A 16,051-nucleotide genomic window follows, 5' to 3' on the forward strand; every position below is an offset into this window, starting at 1 on the left:
GCCACGATCACGACCTCTCCGCGGAAGCCGGATGCAGCGGGTTGTCGAAACTGGTCAGCGCCGCGATCCGGCGAAGAATCGCACGGTACTGCTCACTGCGCCCGGCAGCCGCGGTGCTCAGCGTGAACACGGCCAGCCGCTTGCAGTCCGGATGCGGCAGGTACGCCCGGAACTGGACCAAGGTCACCTGAGGAAGTCCGCCGACGGCCCTGGGAGTGTGAAGGGCCTCGCTGAACGTGACCGGCCCGCAAGGAAGTTCGGCGTACTCGACACGCGCCCGCGCGTCGAGGCCGCTCACCGCACGGGCAGCCGTCACGGCTCGCGGCGACACCGCCGTGGAGCGCCAGGAGACGGTGAAGAACGACAGCAGCGGCCGGCCACCGCTCGCGTCCCCCTCCTCGGCGTCGTCACGGTGCAACCCGATCGAACAGTGAACGGTTCCCACCTCCCTCAACGCGCCGAGCAGTTGCTGCCCTTGGGCGAACCGGGCGATGAACTGCCGTCGTGCCGGCTCGTCGGGAGCCGCCCGGAGGAACGGCTCGACGGCGGCGCGCAGACCGTCCGATGCCGGGGAGCCGGGTGCGGGCAGCAACGCGTCGAGGGGCACGGCGGTGAAACCTGCGGGTTCCGCGAACCAGATGGCGGCGTCGGGGTCTTCGGCCGAGTCCGCGACGGTGAAACGAGGGGCCGTGGTCATCGAAGCCTGCCGGGTGCGAGTCAGTGGGGACGCGCGTGCGGGCGCACCGCGTCGGGAACATGGGCGCCGGAACGACGGGCCCGTTCGAGGGCGGCCGGGCTCGCGTTCCAGTCGGTCGGCTCGATGCCCCGGCGGCCCGTGGCCGTGCGCTGATAGAGCAGGTGCAGCCTCTTGGGCGCCTCGCCGTTCCGCCTGGAGGCCGCGATGACGGCGATGAAACGGGGGTCGCCGGCGAACCAGAGCGGCTCGATCTCCGCCTTGAGCTCCGGTTTCGTACGAGCGGTACCGAACCGTCGCATCCACCAGAAGGTGCGCATACCGGAAAGGAACAGCAGAGGAATCCGCTCCCCCGGCTCCTCAGGATTGACCAACTCCAGCCACATCTCGTCCTCCTGCACCCGCGGATGCCGGTTCCGCCCCCGGGGGACATCCGTAAGGAGCTGCCAGGGGTACTGCCAGAGAACGCGCTGGATGTAGACGGAGGGACGGATGTAGGCGAGCTGGAGAACGGCCCGGAATGCCGAGTAGAGGAGCACTGGAATGAAGAGAAATGCATAGCCTGGGCTCAGAAACGAGACCAGAACTCCGAGCGAGCCGATCCAGACCGCGACCCAGCCCACTAGTCGCACAGCGATCATGGTCATGTGCTGAACCCAAGCCCGTCGGGTCGGCGGATGGTCCCATGCGGTCTGGTACGTAGTCGGGTGCATAGAGCTGGAGCCTCCTGCTCGGACCTAGAAGACGTGACGGGCGAGGTCGAAAAGGGCTCCGCTATCAAGGCCCAACCGGACTCCGTCAATACTTGCCACTGAGCCGTCCTTGATGCCGTCGTCATCCGTGTCTGCGGCGGTCATGGCCAAACCGAAGCCTGCGGTTGTGACACCGACCGAAGCGGACGTGACCTCGACGGCTCTGGTGATTTGTGCCGCTCGGGCTCCTCTGATCGTGAACCCGAGCAAGGAGTTCTCCAGCTCTGAGATGGCTTTCGCGTGCTCCATCGTTTCGCCCCCGAAACGGGCCATGCGTTGACCGATCGCGAGGGCCTCCCCCGCCTCACCGGTGGTCCTCAGCGCGACTACCGCACCCTTCCCGGCGGCACCAAGGCCGGGCAGCGCGCCAAGTGCATCACCGCCGACGGTGACGAAGTTGCTCCAGAAGTCCGTGTCGATCTCACCTTTGGTGAACCCGTCCTTGAGCGATGCCCACACGGTCGGATCCTGGGTGATCCGGAGCGACAACGACGTCGCACTCAGAGCCGAAGCAACCAGCAGCAACGCCGCCGCCACCGTCCCGCCCGACACCACGAACAGCGCGACCAGCCCGATCACGGCCCCCACCGTGCTCAGGATGTCCGGCAGGTTCTCGGTGACCCAGTCGAGTGCCGAGTCGAACCAGCCCGGTTCGTGCGGGGTCAGCTTCTTCGTGGCGTCGCGGATCTTGCCCGCCCGGTGCCGAGCCCGGTGCTCGTGTTCGTCGGCGAGTTCGCGCGCCTTGCCGCGGATCCTGCGCAGCGCGTCCTCGGCGTCGTCCACCGCCGTGTTCGCCCTGGTCAGCGCCTTCTGTGCCGCCTCGTGCGCGGCGCCCTTCCCGTCCAGGTCGGGGCTGTCACCCGCCGTCGTGGCGTGGCCCTTCGCCCGGTCCACGGCGGCCTGCGCGCCCTTCGCGTCCTGTTCGAGCCGCTTCGCCCGCCGCTGGAGGTCGTCCAGTTCGCCTTCCCAGCGGCCGAGTTGGCCGGCCGCCCTGCGGATGGAGTGCGCGGCGTTCTTCAGGTTCAGGGGAAGCGGGCCGCCGTCCAGCTGTTCGCGGAAGGCGACGGCGGCGTCGCCCTTCCAGTAGCTGCCGTCCATCAGCCGGGTGACCAGGCCGTGCGTCTCTTCGAGAACCTTCGCGCACCCCGTGAGCTTCTTGCGCAGGCCGCTCACGGTCTCCGTACTGCCCGGCACCGGATCGAACCCGAGATGGGGATAGGTCACCTCGTACCGCCGCCCCCGCCGTCCCCGGACCTCCGCAGGGCTTGTTCCAGGGCCTGGTCGACCTCGCGGTAGCCGTCCCTGCTCTTCCCGATGATCCGGGCCAGGTCCGCGGTCTGCTCACCGATCCGGTCGGCCCCGTACTTCCAGTCGTCCTGGAAGTCCCCGCAGGCGCGATCGAGATCGTCCGTTCCCAGGCCGGTGACCGTGGCGTCCTCCAGCGCCCTGCGCAGGCCCTGTAACGACTCCGTCGATTTCCGGAGCATCTTCATGAAGTGCGACAGCTCATCGCCGTCGACGGCCAACCGCTCTGCCACGCCCTCTGTCTCTTACGGATCTCGCCGAGCCCGGAGAACCGGACCCGGCGGTTGCTGGACAGATCACGCTAGCGGGGCTTCCGCGGTGACACCGGGGTGCGGAGTCCGAAGCATTCGATCGAGTGACAACACGGGACGAACCGGACGGGTACGCCCTGCCGCTCAGGTCTTGGCCCCGCTCCCCCTGGTCTCCGAACGCTCCCTGCTCTCCAAACGCCGCTTGGTCTCCGAACGCCCCTTGGGCCTGCGGCTCTTGGATCCGTTCGGCCAGAGGCGCGGGCTTCGCCGGGCGGCTATGTCCTCGATCCAGCCGAAGGCCAGGACGGTCAGGCCGATCAGTGGCCACACCAGGACGAACATCCACAGGGTGTAGGTCGAGTCGAGGACCGCGGTCGCCCGGTCGTCCTCCATGAAGGGGAGGTTGTACAGCTGGTCGAGGATCGGGACCGTGGCCATGATGAGCATGTTGTGCCACAGGTAGATCGTGACCGCGCGGTTGTTGGACAGCGTCACCAGCTTGTCCCAGCGGGCGAGGCGGCCCGGCAGTTCCCGCCAGGACGGGCTGTACTGGAGCAGGATCACCACGAAACCGAAGGACCACATCGCGTCGGCCAGCGGGATGTCGTTCAAGTCCCAGCCGTCGGGGCCCAGATGACCCGAGGCCCACCACAGGCCGAAGCCCATCATCAGGGCCGAGCACGAGATGGCGAGGTAGCGCGGGACCTTCGCGAGCATCCCCTCGTGGTGCGCGAAGCCCAGGATCCAGCAGCCCCCGTAGACGGCGAAGTCCGTGACGGCGTTGCCCGTCTCGCCGGGGACGGTGACCAGACCGGTACCGACCACCGCCGTCAGGGCGAGAGGGGCCAGCACGGTCGCCCGGGGAGCGCGGCGGAACGCCCACAGCATGAACGGGGACGCGACCACGAACCACAGGTACGCGCGCAGGTACCAGAGGACGCCCGCGGCCTCGACCGCCCAGCTGTCCTCCAGCAGGCCCGACGGGGAGCCGAGGTGCCAGGGGAACGGAGGGGCGCCGACCGGGACGACGTAGTCGAACAGGTCGACCAGGCCCCAGGTCCCGCCGAGGTCGGGGTCCTTGGCGGGGTTCCAGTCGGCCAGGAACATCATGGTCAGCACCACCGCGCCGAACGCCCAGAACGGGGGCAGCAGACGCCTGAGCCGTCCCCGGATCACGTTCAGCGGCGGCCTGTTCAGCGAGCGCGCCATCAGGGAGCCCGCCAGTGCGAACATCACGCCCATGGACGGGAAGACGACCGTCAGCCAGCCCCAGCCGAACAGGTGGTACACGACCACACGGATCAGCGCCAGGGAGCGGAGCAGGTCCAGATAGCGGTCGCGGCCGGGGCGGCGCGGGGCCGGCTCGCGCTCCGGGTCCTCCGGCTCCGCCGACAGCGGCGCGGTCGCCCCCACCGGGTACTCGTGCGTGGTCATCCGACCGGCCTCCGTTCGTTCCCGCCGTGTGACGCCCGCCGCTGCGGGACCGCCACCGGCGCCGACCCCACGACGCCCGTGCGGCGCAGCTTCTGCCAGCGCAGCCGGCCGCCGGTGAGGGCCGTGATCCAGGACTGCAGCAGCACGACGTACATCAGTTGCCGGTAGAGGATCTGCTGCAGGGGCAGCGAGACCAGATGGGTCATGCGTTCCTTGTCCAGGCGGAAGGCGTACGCCGCGCACACCGCCTGGATGCCGAGGACACCGAGCCAGGCCACGATCGTCCTCCCGGTCGGGCCGAAGACGACGCCGTACAGGAGGAAGAGGTCGATCAGGGGCGCCAGGAGCGGGGCCAGGACCATGAAGAGGGAGACCAGGGGCAGGCCGACCCGGCCGAAGCGGCCCGAAGGGCCCCGTTCGACCAGGGCACGGCGGTGCTTCCAGATCGCCTGCATGGTGCCGTAGCACCAGCGGTAGCGCTGGGACCACAGCTGCTGGACGGACTCCGGGGCCTCGGTCCAGGCGCGCGCGTTCTCCGCGTAGACGACGCGCCAGCCGTCGCGGTGCAGGGCCATCGTGATGTCGGTGTCCTCGGCGAGCGTGTCCTCGCTCATGCCGCCGACGCGCTCGAGTGCCGTACGGCGGAAGGCGCCGACCGCGCCGGGGATGGTGGGCATGCAGCGCAGCAGGTCGTACATGCGGCGGTCGAGGTTGAAGCCCATCACGTACTCGATGTGCTGCCAGGCGCCGATGAGGGAGTCCCGGTTGCCGACCTTGGCGTTGCCCGCGACCGCGCCGACCCCGGGGTCGGCGAAGGGCTGGACGAGTTCGCGGACGGTCGCGGGTTCGAAGACCGTGTCACCGTCCATCATCACGATGATGTCGTGGCGGGCGTTCGCCAGACCCCGGTTGAGGGCCGCGGGCTTGCCGGCGTTGAACTGGCGCACCACGCGTACGTTCGGCAGGCGCATGTCCTCGACGATGCGGGCGGTGCCGTCGTTCGACCCGTCGTCGATGACGACAACCTCGATGGGATGCTCGCTCGCCGTCAGGGAGTTCACGGTGTTCTCGATGCACTTGGCCTCGTTGTACGCCGGGACCAGCACCGACACCGGTTCGGTGACCGGGGCGGTGCCCCGGCGGAAGTCCTTTCGGCGGACCCGGCGGGCGTGCAGCGCGGAGAGCAGGAGCATCATCCCGAAGCGGGTGAAGACCAGCACGCCGGTGATCGCGATGCCGACGACCAGGATGTCGGTGGTCCTCTCCGAGGCCTGCACCAGGAAGATCCAGGTCCTGCCCTTCCACAGGTCGAGACCCGTGACCGGGATGTTCGCGCTCGGCGCGTCGAGTGCCTCGGTGAGGTTCTGGAACTCGTAGCCCTCCCGCTGGAGCCGGGGAACGAACTCGGCGAGCGCCTGCACGGTCTGGTGGCGGTCGCCGCCCGAGTCGTGCATCAGGACGACGGCGCCCTTGCTGCCCTGGGGCGTGGCACGGCGGATGATCTCGTCGACGCCCGGCTTCTGCCAGTCCTCGCTGTCGGTGTTGTTGACGACGGTGATGTAGCCGCGCGTCCCGACGTACTGCGTCACCGGCCAGGACGCGTCGTCCATGGCGTCGGCGAACGAGGAGTACGGGGGACGGAACAGGGAGCTGCGGATGCCCGCCGCGCCCTCCAGCGCCAGCTGGTTCTGCGACAGCTCCCAGTCGATGCGGCTCTTGGACTGGTACGACAGGTCGGGGTGGCTGAAGGTGTGCAGGCCTACCTCGTGGCCCTCCTTCACCATGCGCCGGACCAGATCCGGGTAGCGCGAGGCCATGGTGCCGGTGACGAAGAAGACCGCGTGGGCGTGGTTCGCCTTGAGGACGTCGAGCACCTTGGGGGTCCAGGTCGGGTCCGGGCCGTCGTCGAAGGTGAGGACGAGACGGTGGTCCGGGATACCGAGGCTGGTCGTGCGGCCGCTGCGGGTGTCGATGACCGGCCCGCCGTCGAGGATCTTCTGCGGCACCTTGTCCGTGGCCGCCTCGGGCCTGATGCGGTGGTCCGCGAGGATCTCGCTGTGCACGTAGCCGTGCAGCATCAGCATCGCCGTCATCGCGAGCATGACGAGCAGGGGCAGCACGAAACGCAGGGGAAGGCGGCGGCGCCGGGCGTCGTGGCCTCGTCGCGGGGCGGTTCCGGATCCGCCGCCCGGCGCGCTGGGGGCGGGACCGTCACCCGCCGGACCGGGGACGGGACCGTCACCCGACGTACTGGGAGCGGGTCCGTCACCCGCCGCACCGGGGACAAGACCGTCACCTGCCGTGCCGGGCGCGGGGCCGTCGTCCACCGTGCCGGACGCGGGACCGTCACCCGCCGCACCGGGCGCGGGGCCGTCGTCCACCGCACCGGGCGCGGGACCGTCGTCCACCGCACCGGGCTCGGTGGTGGGAGCGTGCTTCTGCCGGGTGGGCGCGCGCCGACCGAGGTCACTCATTCGGTGCCGCCCCCGCTCCGGTGGATCCGGGGGTGCCCGCGGTCTCCGTGGGGGCGGCCGTGCCGGCGGGGGTGGTCGCCGTGACGGGGGCCGTGGGCCGGCCGTCCGCCGAGGAGGACGGCCTGGGGTCGGGGGCCGGGCTCTTGGTGGTGACACCGGGTTTCGGCTTCTTGGTCGCCGAGGCGCTGGGCTTCGGGTGGCCGGACGCGGCCGTGGCGGAGGGGGAGGCGCCGGCCGAGGCGGTCGAGCCGGCCGAGGGTCTCACGCCGCCGCCGGCGGTGGCCACCGCGCGCGGTGCGGTGGCGCCGCGCGTACCGGACCGCTTCACCGGTTGCGTGGGCAGCGGTGAGGTCTTGACCTGCCCGGCCGGCATGTCCTCCTCCTGGCCCGGCACCGGGAGCCAGGGTGCGTTCGAGTTGCCCGACAGCAGCGTGGCGACGATCACGACGGCGTAGACCGCGCAGGCCACGGCGACGAGCATGCCGAGGCGGCGGAAGCGGCGGCTGCGGCGGCCGGACGCGTCGACGAAGACGGGGCCCTCGGATGCCTCGCCGGCCGCCGAAACGTTCTTGCCCGGCTGGACCGTGCCGCGCGCCCGCAGGCTCACGCCGCCGAGCTGGACGGTGACCTCGTTCGGGTCGTGGCCGTTCGCCGGTGCGCCGGAGTTCTCCGCGGACGCGGGCAGCGGACGGCCGGCGTCCGGCGTCGCTCCGGGGAGCGGCTCGGCCGACGGACCGTCATGAAGGGGCGGCCCGCCGCCGAAAGCCCGCGCCGGGGCGGTACGGGTGGGGGCGGTACGGATCGGGGACGACGGGGCCGTCGTCCTGCCCGCGGCGCCGGGCCACGCCACCGGCCCGGGCCCGGGCGGTCCCGCCTCGGGCCACCGGCCGGAGAACACGTCCGTCGCCGCCACGGGACCGACGAGCACTTCGGTCTCCGGTTCCGGGATTCGCCCGGGACGTCCGCCGACTGCTCGCTCGGCGCGTTCCCCACGCTCAGGACCGATGTCAACTCCCATATCCGGCCACGGCATCGCGTCGCCGGCCGTGGGACGGGCGATCGGCTCCCCGGCTTCTCGCCCCGGCGGCGGATCGACGCGGCACCCGCCACGCCCGTCGATGTCCCGCTCGGCCGGCCGGGTGTCTTTCCGCCAGTTCTCAACGCGCACGTATATCCCCCAAGGGACTGCCGACGGGTGCGCGACGGCTCCGGGCACATGCTGTCCGTGTCGTCGGGACGGGCCCCCACCCAGCCCAAGCGCCCCCAATATCACACCCTGCCCGGGGGGGAGAAACGTAGCGCACGTGTGGGAGTCGTGTGTTTCAGATCATGTACGGCTCATCGAAACAAGGGCGTCCATGGCCGGAATCCACCCTTTCCGGGGACTCAGCAGCCACTCTTCTTCGCTCGCGAGTTCGGCGGCGGCTCGTACGAGCGCATCGATCCCCGGGTGGACAAGCCCCTTGCGCCACACCAGCGACACGGGTGACAGGGGAACGGGGTCGATCAGCGGCCTCGAGACCGAACCGGGCATGGCCGGAAACTCCACCGCGGCCAGCACGGGATTCCGGTGCTTCGCCATGATCCGCCGGAACTCCTCGGCTCCGACCGCCACCGGCGCGGGTGACGCGAGTCGGATACCCCGTCCCTCGAACAGGTGGTGTGCCAGGTCGGTCCACTCCAGCGTCCTGGGGTTCCCCGCCCCCGCGTACACGGTCTCGCCCGCGAGCGCGGCCAGCGGCACCGCGTCCAGGGCGGCGAGGTAATGGTCCTCGGGCAGGATGACGGCCATCGGCTCGTAGCGCACGATCCGCTGCTCCAGCCGGGCCCGGACGGCGGGGTCGAGCCCGGCGAACCGGCCGAACGACACGTCCAGGCGGCCGGCGAGCAGATCGGCCGCCGCGCCCGTGAGCCCGCTCTCGTAGCGGGCCATCAGTTCGCTGCCGGGGGCGAGGGCGCGGGCCCGGTCGAGGATGCGGCTGGAGACCAGACCGGGCGTGTTGACGTCGACGAGCAGCGGCCTCTCCTCGCCGCCGGGCCGCGCGAAGGCGTCCAGCAGCGCGTCGTGCGCCTCCAGCAGGCGCCGCGCGTACGGCAGCAGCCGCTCGGCGTCCACCGTCGGCGTCACCTGCCGGGTCGTCCGCACGAACAGCTCCGCCCCGAGTTCGCGCTCCAGCCGGCGGATGTCACGGCTCAGGGCCTGCTGGGCGACGTACAGACGAGCGGCGGCACGGGTGAAGTGCAGCTCCTCGGCGACCGCGAGGAAGGCGCGCAGCAGACGCGGGTCCAGATGACCGGGAAAGGGGCGTTGACCAGGCATCACGTGAACCTACAACGAAGGTGCGTGAATCGCGACGCAGTAAGTGTTGGACCGCTCCCCGGATTCCGGGCGACGGTTCACCCATGTCACCGCTCACCCCGTACCGCCGTCTCTTCGCGTTGCCCGGCACCCGTGCCTTCACCCTCGGAAATCTCGTCGCCCGGCTGCCCATGGGCATGTTCAGCGTGAGTGCGGTCATCATGATCGCCGGCGCCCGGGGCTCCTACGCGCTCGCCGGCGCCGTCACCGCGACGGGTCTCGCGACGACGGCCGTGGTCGCCCCGTGGACCGCTCGGCTCGTCGACCGGTACGGGCAGGCCGAGGTGGCCGTGCCCGCCACGGCCGTCGCGCTGCTCGGCGGGACGGGACTGGTGGCGTGCGTGCGCTTCGGCGCGCCCGACTGGACCCTCTTCGCCGCGTACGCCGCCACCGCCACGACCCCCAACACGGGCGGGATGTCCCGCGCCCGCTGGGCCCACCTCCTGAAGGGGGACGCGGCAGCGCTGCACACCGCGAACTCCTTCGAGCAGGCCGTGGACGAGCTGTGCTTCATGCTGGGCCCGGTGCTCGCGGCCTTCCTGTGCACGGCGCTCTCCCCGATGGCGGGCATGCTCACGGGGTCCGCGCTGCTGATGACGGGTGTCCTGCTCTTCGCCGCACAGCGTTCGACGCAGCCGCCGCTCCGGCCGGCCACGACGGCGGGCTCGCCCGTGCTCGCGCCCGGAATGCCTCCGCTGCTGCTCTCCTTCCTCGCCACCGGCGCGGTCTTCGGCGCGATGGAGGTGGCCACGATCGCGTTCGCGGACGAGCAGGGGCACAAGTCCGCCGCGGGCGTGGTCCTCGCCCTCCAGGCGGCGGGGTCGTGCGTGGCGGGTCTGGTGTTCGGCGCGGTGAAACGGGACGTCCCGGTCGACGCCGAGGCGTTCGCCTCGCGGCGGTACGCGGTGTGCGTCGGTGCCATGGCGGTTCTGCTGACGCTGCCCCTTCTCGCGGTCCGGCTCACCGGCTCGCTCCCGGTGCTCGCGAGTGCGCTGCTCGTGGCCGGCATGGCGACCGCTCCGACCATGGTCACCGGCATGACGCTGGTCCAGCGGCGCACGCCCGAAGGCCGGCTGAACGAGGGCATGACGCTCGCGGTGACCGGCCTGCTGGGCGGGATAGCCGGCGGTTCCGCCGTGGGCGGATGGGTGGTGGAGCACCTCTCACCGGCCACCGGGTACACGGTCCCGGTCGTGGCGGCGACGACCGCGCTGGTGATCGCCGTGCTGGGCGCGAGGACCCACTCCCCGGCCCGCCCGCCCCGGCACACCCCGCTGTCCGGCCCGTCGAACCCCGTCCACCATTCCGGTTCAACCCATTGACCTGCTGACCGCTCACCCCTACCTTCCCTCGTCGAAGCGCTTCGACGTTCTGCATCGAAACGATTCGACGAACGATGCGGGACGGTCCGATACCCATCCAACTCCCCTGGAGGCAGTGGATGCCGACGAAACGACGGCGCCTGACGGCGATGGCGGCGGTGACCTTGGCAAGTGCCCTGCTGGCGACGGCCTGCGGCGGCTCGGACAGTGGCTCCTCCGACGGCAAGACCCTGAGACTGTGGCACTACGAAGCGCCGAACAGCGCGATGGGGGTGGCCTGGAAGGAGGCCATCAAGGAATTCGAAGCGCAACACCCGGGTGTGCAGGTGAAGTTCGAGGAGAAGGGCTTCGAGCAGATCCAGAAGACGGCGCCCATGGTCCTCAACTCGGACGACGCCCCCGACCTCATGGAGTACAACAAGGGCAACGCGACGGCGGGCCTGCTGTCCAAGCAGGGGCTGCTGACCGACCTCACGGCCGAGGCCACCGAGCGCGGCTGGGACAAGAAGCTCAGCGCCGGGGTGAGGACCACGAGCCAGTACGACACGAACGGCGTCATGGGCTCCGGCAAGTGGTACGGCGTGCCCGACTACGCCGAGTACACGATGGCGTTCTACAACAAGGACCTCTTCAAGAAGTACGGGATCGCGGAGCCGACCACGTACGACGAACTGGTCTCCGCGATGGACGCGTTCGTGGCGAAGGGCGTGACCCCGCTCGCCAACGCGGGCGCCGAGTACATCGCCCAGCAGTACCTCTACCAGCTCGCCCTCTCCAAGGCCGACCGCTCCTGGGTCGACACCTACGAGCTGTACAAGGGCAAGGCCGACTTCCACGACACGGCCTGGAGCTACGCGGCGAACACCTTCGCCGACTGGGTGAAGAAGGGGTACATCTCCAAGAAGTCCAGCGGCACGAAGGCCGAGGACGCGGGCGTGTCCTGGCTCCAGGGCAAGTCGCCGATCCTCTTCTCCGGAAGCTGGTGGTACGGCCGCTTCGAGTCGGAGGCCACGTTCGACTGGGACTCCGGCCTGTTCCCGGGCTCGAACCTCACCCTGGGCTCCGGCGGCAACCTGTGGGTGGTCCCCAAGGGCGCCAAGAACAAGGAACTGGCCTACGACTTCATCGACATCACCATGTCGAAGAAGATCCAGAACCTGCTGGGCAACAAGGGCGGCGTCCCGGTGGCCGCGGACACCTCCGCGATCACCGACGCCAGGACCAAGACCCTGATAGCCGACTACAACACCCTCTCGGGGCGTGACGGGCTCGCCTTCTATCCGGACTGGCCGGTGGCGGGCTTCTACGACACCCTCGTCTCCGAGACGCAGAAACTGATCACCGGCAGCGAGAAGCCCGACGCCTACCTGGACAACCTCCAGAAGGCGTACGACAAGGGCGTGCCGCGGCGATGACGGTGACCGCCGAACGCGGCGGACGGGTGACCGGCCTGAAGGCCCGGGCCGGTCACCCGAGCCGCCCGCACACCTCCTACGCGCTGTTCCTGCTGCCCGGCGCGCTCGCCTTCACGGCCGTCGTCGTCGTGCCGTTCCTGATGAACACCGGGATCGGCTTCACCGACTGGCAGGGGGTCGGGACCCCTTCGTGGACCGGGCTCGCCAACTACCGCGAGCTGCTGGACGACTCCGAGTTCTGGGCGTCCTTCCGGCACAGCCTGTCCATGGTCGTCGCGATGGCCGTCGTGCCGACCGCCCTCGGACTGGTCCTGGCCGCCGCCCTGTTCGACTTCGTCGCCAAGCACTTCGGGACGCGGACGGCGGCCGTGCTCCGGGCCTGCTTCTACCTGCCCCAGGTGCTGCCGATCGCCGTCGCCGGGATCGTGTGGAGCTGGATCCTCGCGCCCGACGGCGGATCGCTGAACGAACTGCTCAAGGCCGTCGGCCTCGGCTCCTGGCAGCAGGACTGGCTGGGCGACCCCGACATCGCGCTCTACAGCGTCATGGGCGTGATGGTGTGGGTGCAGCTCGGCTTCCCGCTCGTCGTCTTCATGGCGGGACTGCAGCGCGTGGACCCGCAGCTGTACGAGGCCGCAGAGCTGGACGGCGCGGGCTGGTGGCGGCGGTTCTGGCACATCACGCTGCCGCAGATCCGCCCCGAGATCTCGGTCGTCCTGCTGTGGTGCACGATCGCCGCGCTGAAGGTGTTCGGGGCGGTCTACGTCCTGACGAAGGGCGGCCCGGGCGGCGCCACCGACGTGCCGTCGTACTTCTCCTTCACGACGTTCTTCGAGAAGACCCAGGTCGGGTACGGGGCCGCGATCTCCACCGTCCTGACCGTGGTCGTCCTGGCGCTGGCGCTGATCGGGCTGCGGTTCCAGACCCGCGCCGAGGACGCCGAGGAAGGGGGCCACGCATGACCGCGCTCCGCCGTTACCCGGTGCTCGCGGCCCTCGTCGTCGGCGCGCTGTTCATGGTGCTGCCCTTCGCCGTCGTGGCCCTCAACGCGGTCAAGTCGCCCGCCGAGTACGCCGCGCACGGCCCGCTCGGTCTTCCGCACGGCCTCTACCTGGACGGGATCGAGGACTTCTGGCGGCGCGTCGACTTCGGGCGAAAGCTCCTGAACTCGGTGCTGATCTCCGGCTCGGTGGCCGTCGGGGCCGCGGTGCTGTCCGTCCTGAACGCGTACGCGATCGGCATCGGCCGGATCAGGGGCCGCACCTGGGTGCTCGCCTTCTTCGTCCTCGCGAACACCCTGCCGCAGGAGTCGCTGGTCTATCCGCTGTACTACCTGAGCAAGCAGGCCGGCCTCTACGACACCCGGCTCAGCGTGATCATCGTGTTCACGGTGATCCAGGCGGCCTTCGGCACCTATCTCCTCTCCTCCGTCCTCGGACGGTTCCCGCGCGAGATCATCGAGGCCGCGCGGATCGACGGGGCGAACCGGTGGCAGGTGCTGTGGCGGATCGTGGTCCCGGTCAGCCGCCCCACGATCGGGGTGCTCCTCGTCTTCTTCTTCATCTGGACGTGGAACGAGTTCCTGCTGCCGCTGGTCATGCTGATCTCCAACGACAACCAGACGGTGTCGGTGGCCCTCGGCGTCCTGCAGGGGCAGCGTCTGATGGACGCCACGATGACGAACGCGGCCGCCCTCCTCGGCGTGCTGCCCGCCATCGTCTTCTTCCTGCTCTTCCAGCGGACCCTGACCCGCGGTATCGCCGTCGGCGCAGTCAAGTAGGGGGTACGACAGTGAAGTTCACGGACGGCTACTGGCTGCTGCGCGAGGGCGTCACCGCGGCCCATCCGGTCGAGGTCCTCGACGTGACCTCGGGCCCCGGCGGCCTGGAGATCCACGCGCCGACCCAGCCCATCCGGCACCGCGGCGACCTGCTGAAAGGACCGGTCGTGACGATCAGCGCCCACGCGCCGATGCCCGACGTCATCGGCGTCACGTTCACCCACTTCCAGGGCGAGGAGCCCCGGGGCCCCCGGTTCGAGCTGCACGGAACCGGGTTCACCCCGCGCACCGAGTACGACGACGGCCACGCGACCCTGACCTCGGGCGCCCTGTCCGTCCGGGTCGCCCGCACCGCTCCCTGGCACATCGACTTCCTCGCGCACGGCCGCACCCTGACCAGCAGCGGCCCCAAGGGCATGGGCATCATGCGGGACGCGACCGGCGCCCACTATCTGCGCGAGCAGCTGGACCTCGGCGTCGGCACCCGGGTCTTCGGTCTCGGCGAGCGGTTCGGACCGCTCGTCAAGAACGGCCAGGTGGTGGACATGTGGAACGCGGACGGCGGCACCGCCACCGAACAGGCCTACAAGAACGTGCCGTTCTATCTGACGGACGCGGGCTACGGCGTGTTCGTCGACCACCCCGGGCGGGTCTCCTTCGAGGTCGGTTCGGAGGCCGTCTCCCGGGTCCAGTTCAGCGCCGAGACACAGGAGCTGACGTACTACGTCATCCACGGCCCGACCCCGAAGGACATCCTGCGCAAGTACACCGCGCTCACCGGGCGTCCGGCCCTGCCGCCCGCGTGGTCCTTCGGGCTGTGGCTGTCGACGTCCTTCACCACCTCCTACGACGAGGACACCGTCACCTCCTTCATCGACGGCATGCGGGAGCGTGAACTGCCGCTGTCCGTCTTCCACTTCGACTGCTTCTGGATGCGCGAGTTCAACTGGTGCGACTTCCGCTGGGACCCGCGGGTGTTCCCCGACCCGGAGGGCATGCTCGCGCGGCTGAAGGACAAGGGGCTGCGGATCAGCGTCTGGATCAACCCGTACATCGCGCAGCGCTCACCGCTGTTCGCCGAGGGGCGGGCCCTCGGGCATCTGCTGCGGCGGCCCGACGGCAGCGTGTGGCAGTGGGACCTGTGGCAGCCGGGCATGGCCCTGGTCGACTTCACCAGCGCGGCCGCCCGGGACTGGTACGCCTCGAAGCTGGAGGCGCTGCTCGACCAGGGCGTCGACTGCTTCAAGACCGACTTCGGCGAGCGGGTCCCGGTGGACGTGGCCTACGCCGACGGCGCCGACCCGGAGCGCATGCACAACTACTACACGTACCTCTACAACCGGACCGTGTTCGATGTGCTGCGCAAACACCGCGGGGAGCACGAGGCCGTCGTCTTCGCCCGGTCGGCGACCGTGGGCAGCCAGCGGTTCCCGGTGCACTGGGGCGGCGACTGCGAGGCGACGTACGCGTCGATGGCCGAGTCGCTGCGCGGCGGACTCAGTCTCGGCATGTCGGGGTTCGGGTTCTGGAGCCACGACATCGGCGGCTTCGAGGGGACACCGTCGCCCGCGCTGTTCAAGCGGTGGATCGCCTTCGGGCTGCTGTCCTCGCACAGCCGGCTGCACGGCTCGTCCTCGTACCGCGTGCCCTGGCTGTTCGACGAGGAGGCCGTGGACGTCCTGCGGCTGTTCACCCGCCTCAAGCTCGGCCTCATGCCGTATCTGTACGAGGCCGCCCGCACCGCCCACGCGGAGGGGGTGCCGATGATGCGGGCGATGGTCCTGGAGTTCCCGGACGATCCGGGGTGCGCGCATCTGGAGCGGCAGTACATGCTCGGCCCGGACCTGCTGGTCGCGCCCGTCTTCAGCGACGAGGGGGACGTCTCGTACTACGTGCCCGAGGGCACCTGGACCCCCTACCTCGGCGGGCCGCCGGTGACCGGACCGCGCTGGGTGCGCGAGCGGCACGGTTTCACCAGCGTGCCGCTGCTCGTGCGGCCGGGCGCGGTGATCCCGGTCGGCGCGGTGGACGACCGCCCCGAGTACGACCACGCCGACGGGGTCACCCTGCGCGCGTACGGCCTGGAGCGGGGCGCGCGGGTGACGGTGCCGGTCGGGCAGGTCACCTTCACCGTCGTGCGCGAGGGGAACACCCTGCGCGCGTCCTGCGGCGATCCGTCCAGGCCCTGGGGGCTGGCCGCGGGCGGACGCGAGGTCCGGGCCGGTGCCGGGACGGGCTTTCTCTCCCTCGATCTGGAGTCGTAGC

Annotated in this window: 13 protein-coding genes; 5 read left to right on the forward strand and 8 right to left on the reverse strand. The window is 70.4% G+C overall.

Annotation, left to right across the window (positions count from 1 at the left end; all coding sequences use genetic code 11):
• Positions 1-7: 7 nt before the first annotated feature.
• The 8 genes from ACH4S8_RS38430 to ACH4S8_RS38465 form a co-directional block, all read right to left on the reverse strand.
• Positions 8-697 (reverse strand): hypothetical protein, encoded by a 690-nt coding sequence (locus ACH4S8_RS38430; RefSeq protein ID WP_398402735.1) that lies wholly within the window; start codon positions 695-697, stop codon positions 8-10.
• 20 nt (positions 698-717) lie between these two features.
• Positions 718-1,341, reverse strand: a complete 624-nt coding sequence (locus ACH4S8_RS38435) for a hypothetical protein (RefSeq protein WP_398402737.1) — start codon at positions 1,339-1,341, stop codon at positions 718-720.
• Positions 1,342-1,431: 90 nt separating this feature from the next.
• The gene (locus ACH4S8_RS38440; RefSeq protein WP_398402739.1) at positions 1,432-2,670 is read right to left on the reverse strand and encodes a hypothetical protein; all 1,239 of its coding nucleotides are present in this window, start codon (positions 2,668-2,670) and stop codon (positions 1,432-1,434) included.
• Entirely contained in the window at positions 2,667-2,984 is a 318-nt protein-coding gene (locus ACH4S8_RS38445) for a hypothetical protein (RefSeq protein WP_398402741.1), read from the reverse strand. Before ACH4S8_RS38445 ends, ACH4S8_RS38440 begins: the two co-directional genes overlap by 4 nt.
• 162 nt (positions 2,985-3,146) lie before the next feature.
• Positions 3,147-4,436 carry an acyltransferase gene (locus ACH4S8_RS38450; protein ID WP_398402743.1) on the reverse strand — a complete coding sequence of 430 codons (1,290 nt, stop codon included), beginning with the start codon at positions 4,434-4,436 and terminating at the stop codon, positions 3,147-3,149.
• The gene (locus ACH4S8_RS38455) at positions 4,433-6,538 is read right to left on the reverse strand and encodes a glycosyltransferase (RefSeq protein WP_398402821.1); all 2,106 of its coding nucleotides are present in this window, start codon (positions 6,536-6,538) and stop codon (positions 4,433-4,435) included. The genes ACH4S8_RS38450 and ACH4S8_RS38455 overlap by 4 nt, the downstream gene beginning before the upstream one ends.
• A gap of 364 nt (positions 6,539-6,902) precedes the next feature.
• Positions 6,903-7,838 carry a hypothetical protein gene (locus ACH4S8_RS38460; RefSeq protein WP_398402745.1) on the reverse strand — a complete coding sequence of 312 codons (936 nt, stop codon included), beginning with the start codon at positions 7,836-7,838 and terminating at the stop codon, positions 6,903-6,905.
• 399 nt (positions 7,839-8,237) lie between these two features.
• A complete protein-coding gene (locus tag ACH4S8_RS38465) occupies positions 8,238-9,230 on the reverse strand; it encodes a LysR family transcriptional regulator (protein WP_398402747.1) in 993 nt (330 codons plus the stop codon).
• Between the two features lie 83 nt (positions 9,231-9,313).
• Between ACH4S8_RS38465 and ACH4S8_RS38470 the strand changes: the two genes are divergently transcribed.
• The 5 genes from ACH4S8_RS38470 to yicI all read left to right on the forward strand — a co-directional run bounded on the left by ACH4S8_RS38470 (position 9,314) and on the right by yicI (position 16,050).
• A complete protein-coding gene (locus tag ACH4S8_RS38470; protein ID WP_398402749.1) occupies positions 9,314-10,591 on the forward strand; it encodes an MFS transporter in 1,278 nt (425 codons plus the stop codon).
• A 119-nt stretch (positions 10,592-10,710) separates the two neighbouring features.
• A complete protein-coding gene (locus ACH4S8_RS38475; RefSeq protein WP_398402751.1) occupies positions 10,711-12,006 on the forward strand; it encodes an ABC transporter substrate-binding protein in 1,296 nt (431 codons plus the stop codon).
• A complete protein-coding gene (locus ACH4S8_RS38480) occupies positions 12,003-12,968 on the forward strand; it encodes a carbohydrate ABC transporter permease (protein WP_398402753.1) in 966 nt (321 codons plus the stop codon). Before ACH4S8_RS38475 ends, ACH4S8_RS38480 begins: the two co-directional genes overlap by 4 nt.
• The gene (locus tag ACH4S8_RS38485) at positions 12,965-13,786 is read left to right on the forward strand and encodes a carbohydrate ABC transporter permease (protein ID WP_398402755.1); all 822 of its coding nucleotides are present in this window, start codon (positions 12,965-12,967) and stop codon (positions 13,784-13,786) included. The genes ACH4S8_RS38480 and ACH4S8_RS38485 overlap by 4 nt, the downstream gene beginning before the upstream one ends.
• An 11-nt stretch (positions 13,787-13,797) precedes the next feature.
• On the forward strand, positions 13,798-16,050 hold the full coding sequence (gene yicI, locus ACH4S8_RS38490) for an alpha-xylosidase (RefSeq protein ID WP_398402757.1): 2,253 nt from the start codon (positions 13,798-13,800) through the stop codon (positions 16,048-16,050).
• Position 16,051: the final 1 nt, after the last annotated feature.

This window comes from Streptomyces sp. NPDC021080 (genome assembly GCF_044333225.1).
Taxonomy (GTDB): Bacteria; Actinomycetota; Actinomycetes; order Streptomycetales; family Streptomycetaceae; genus Streptomyces.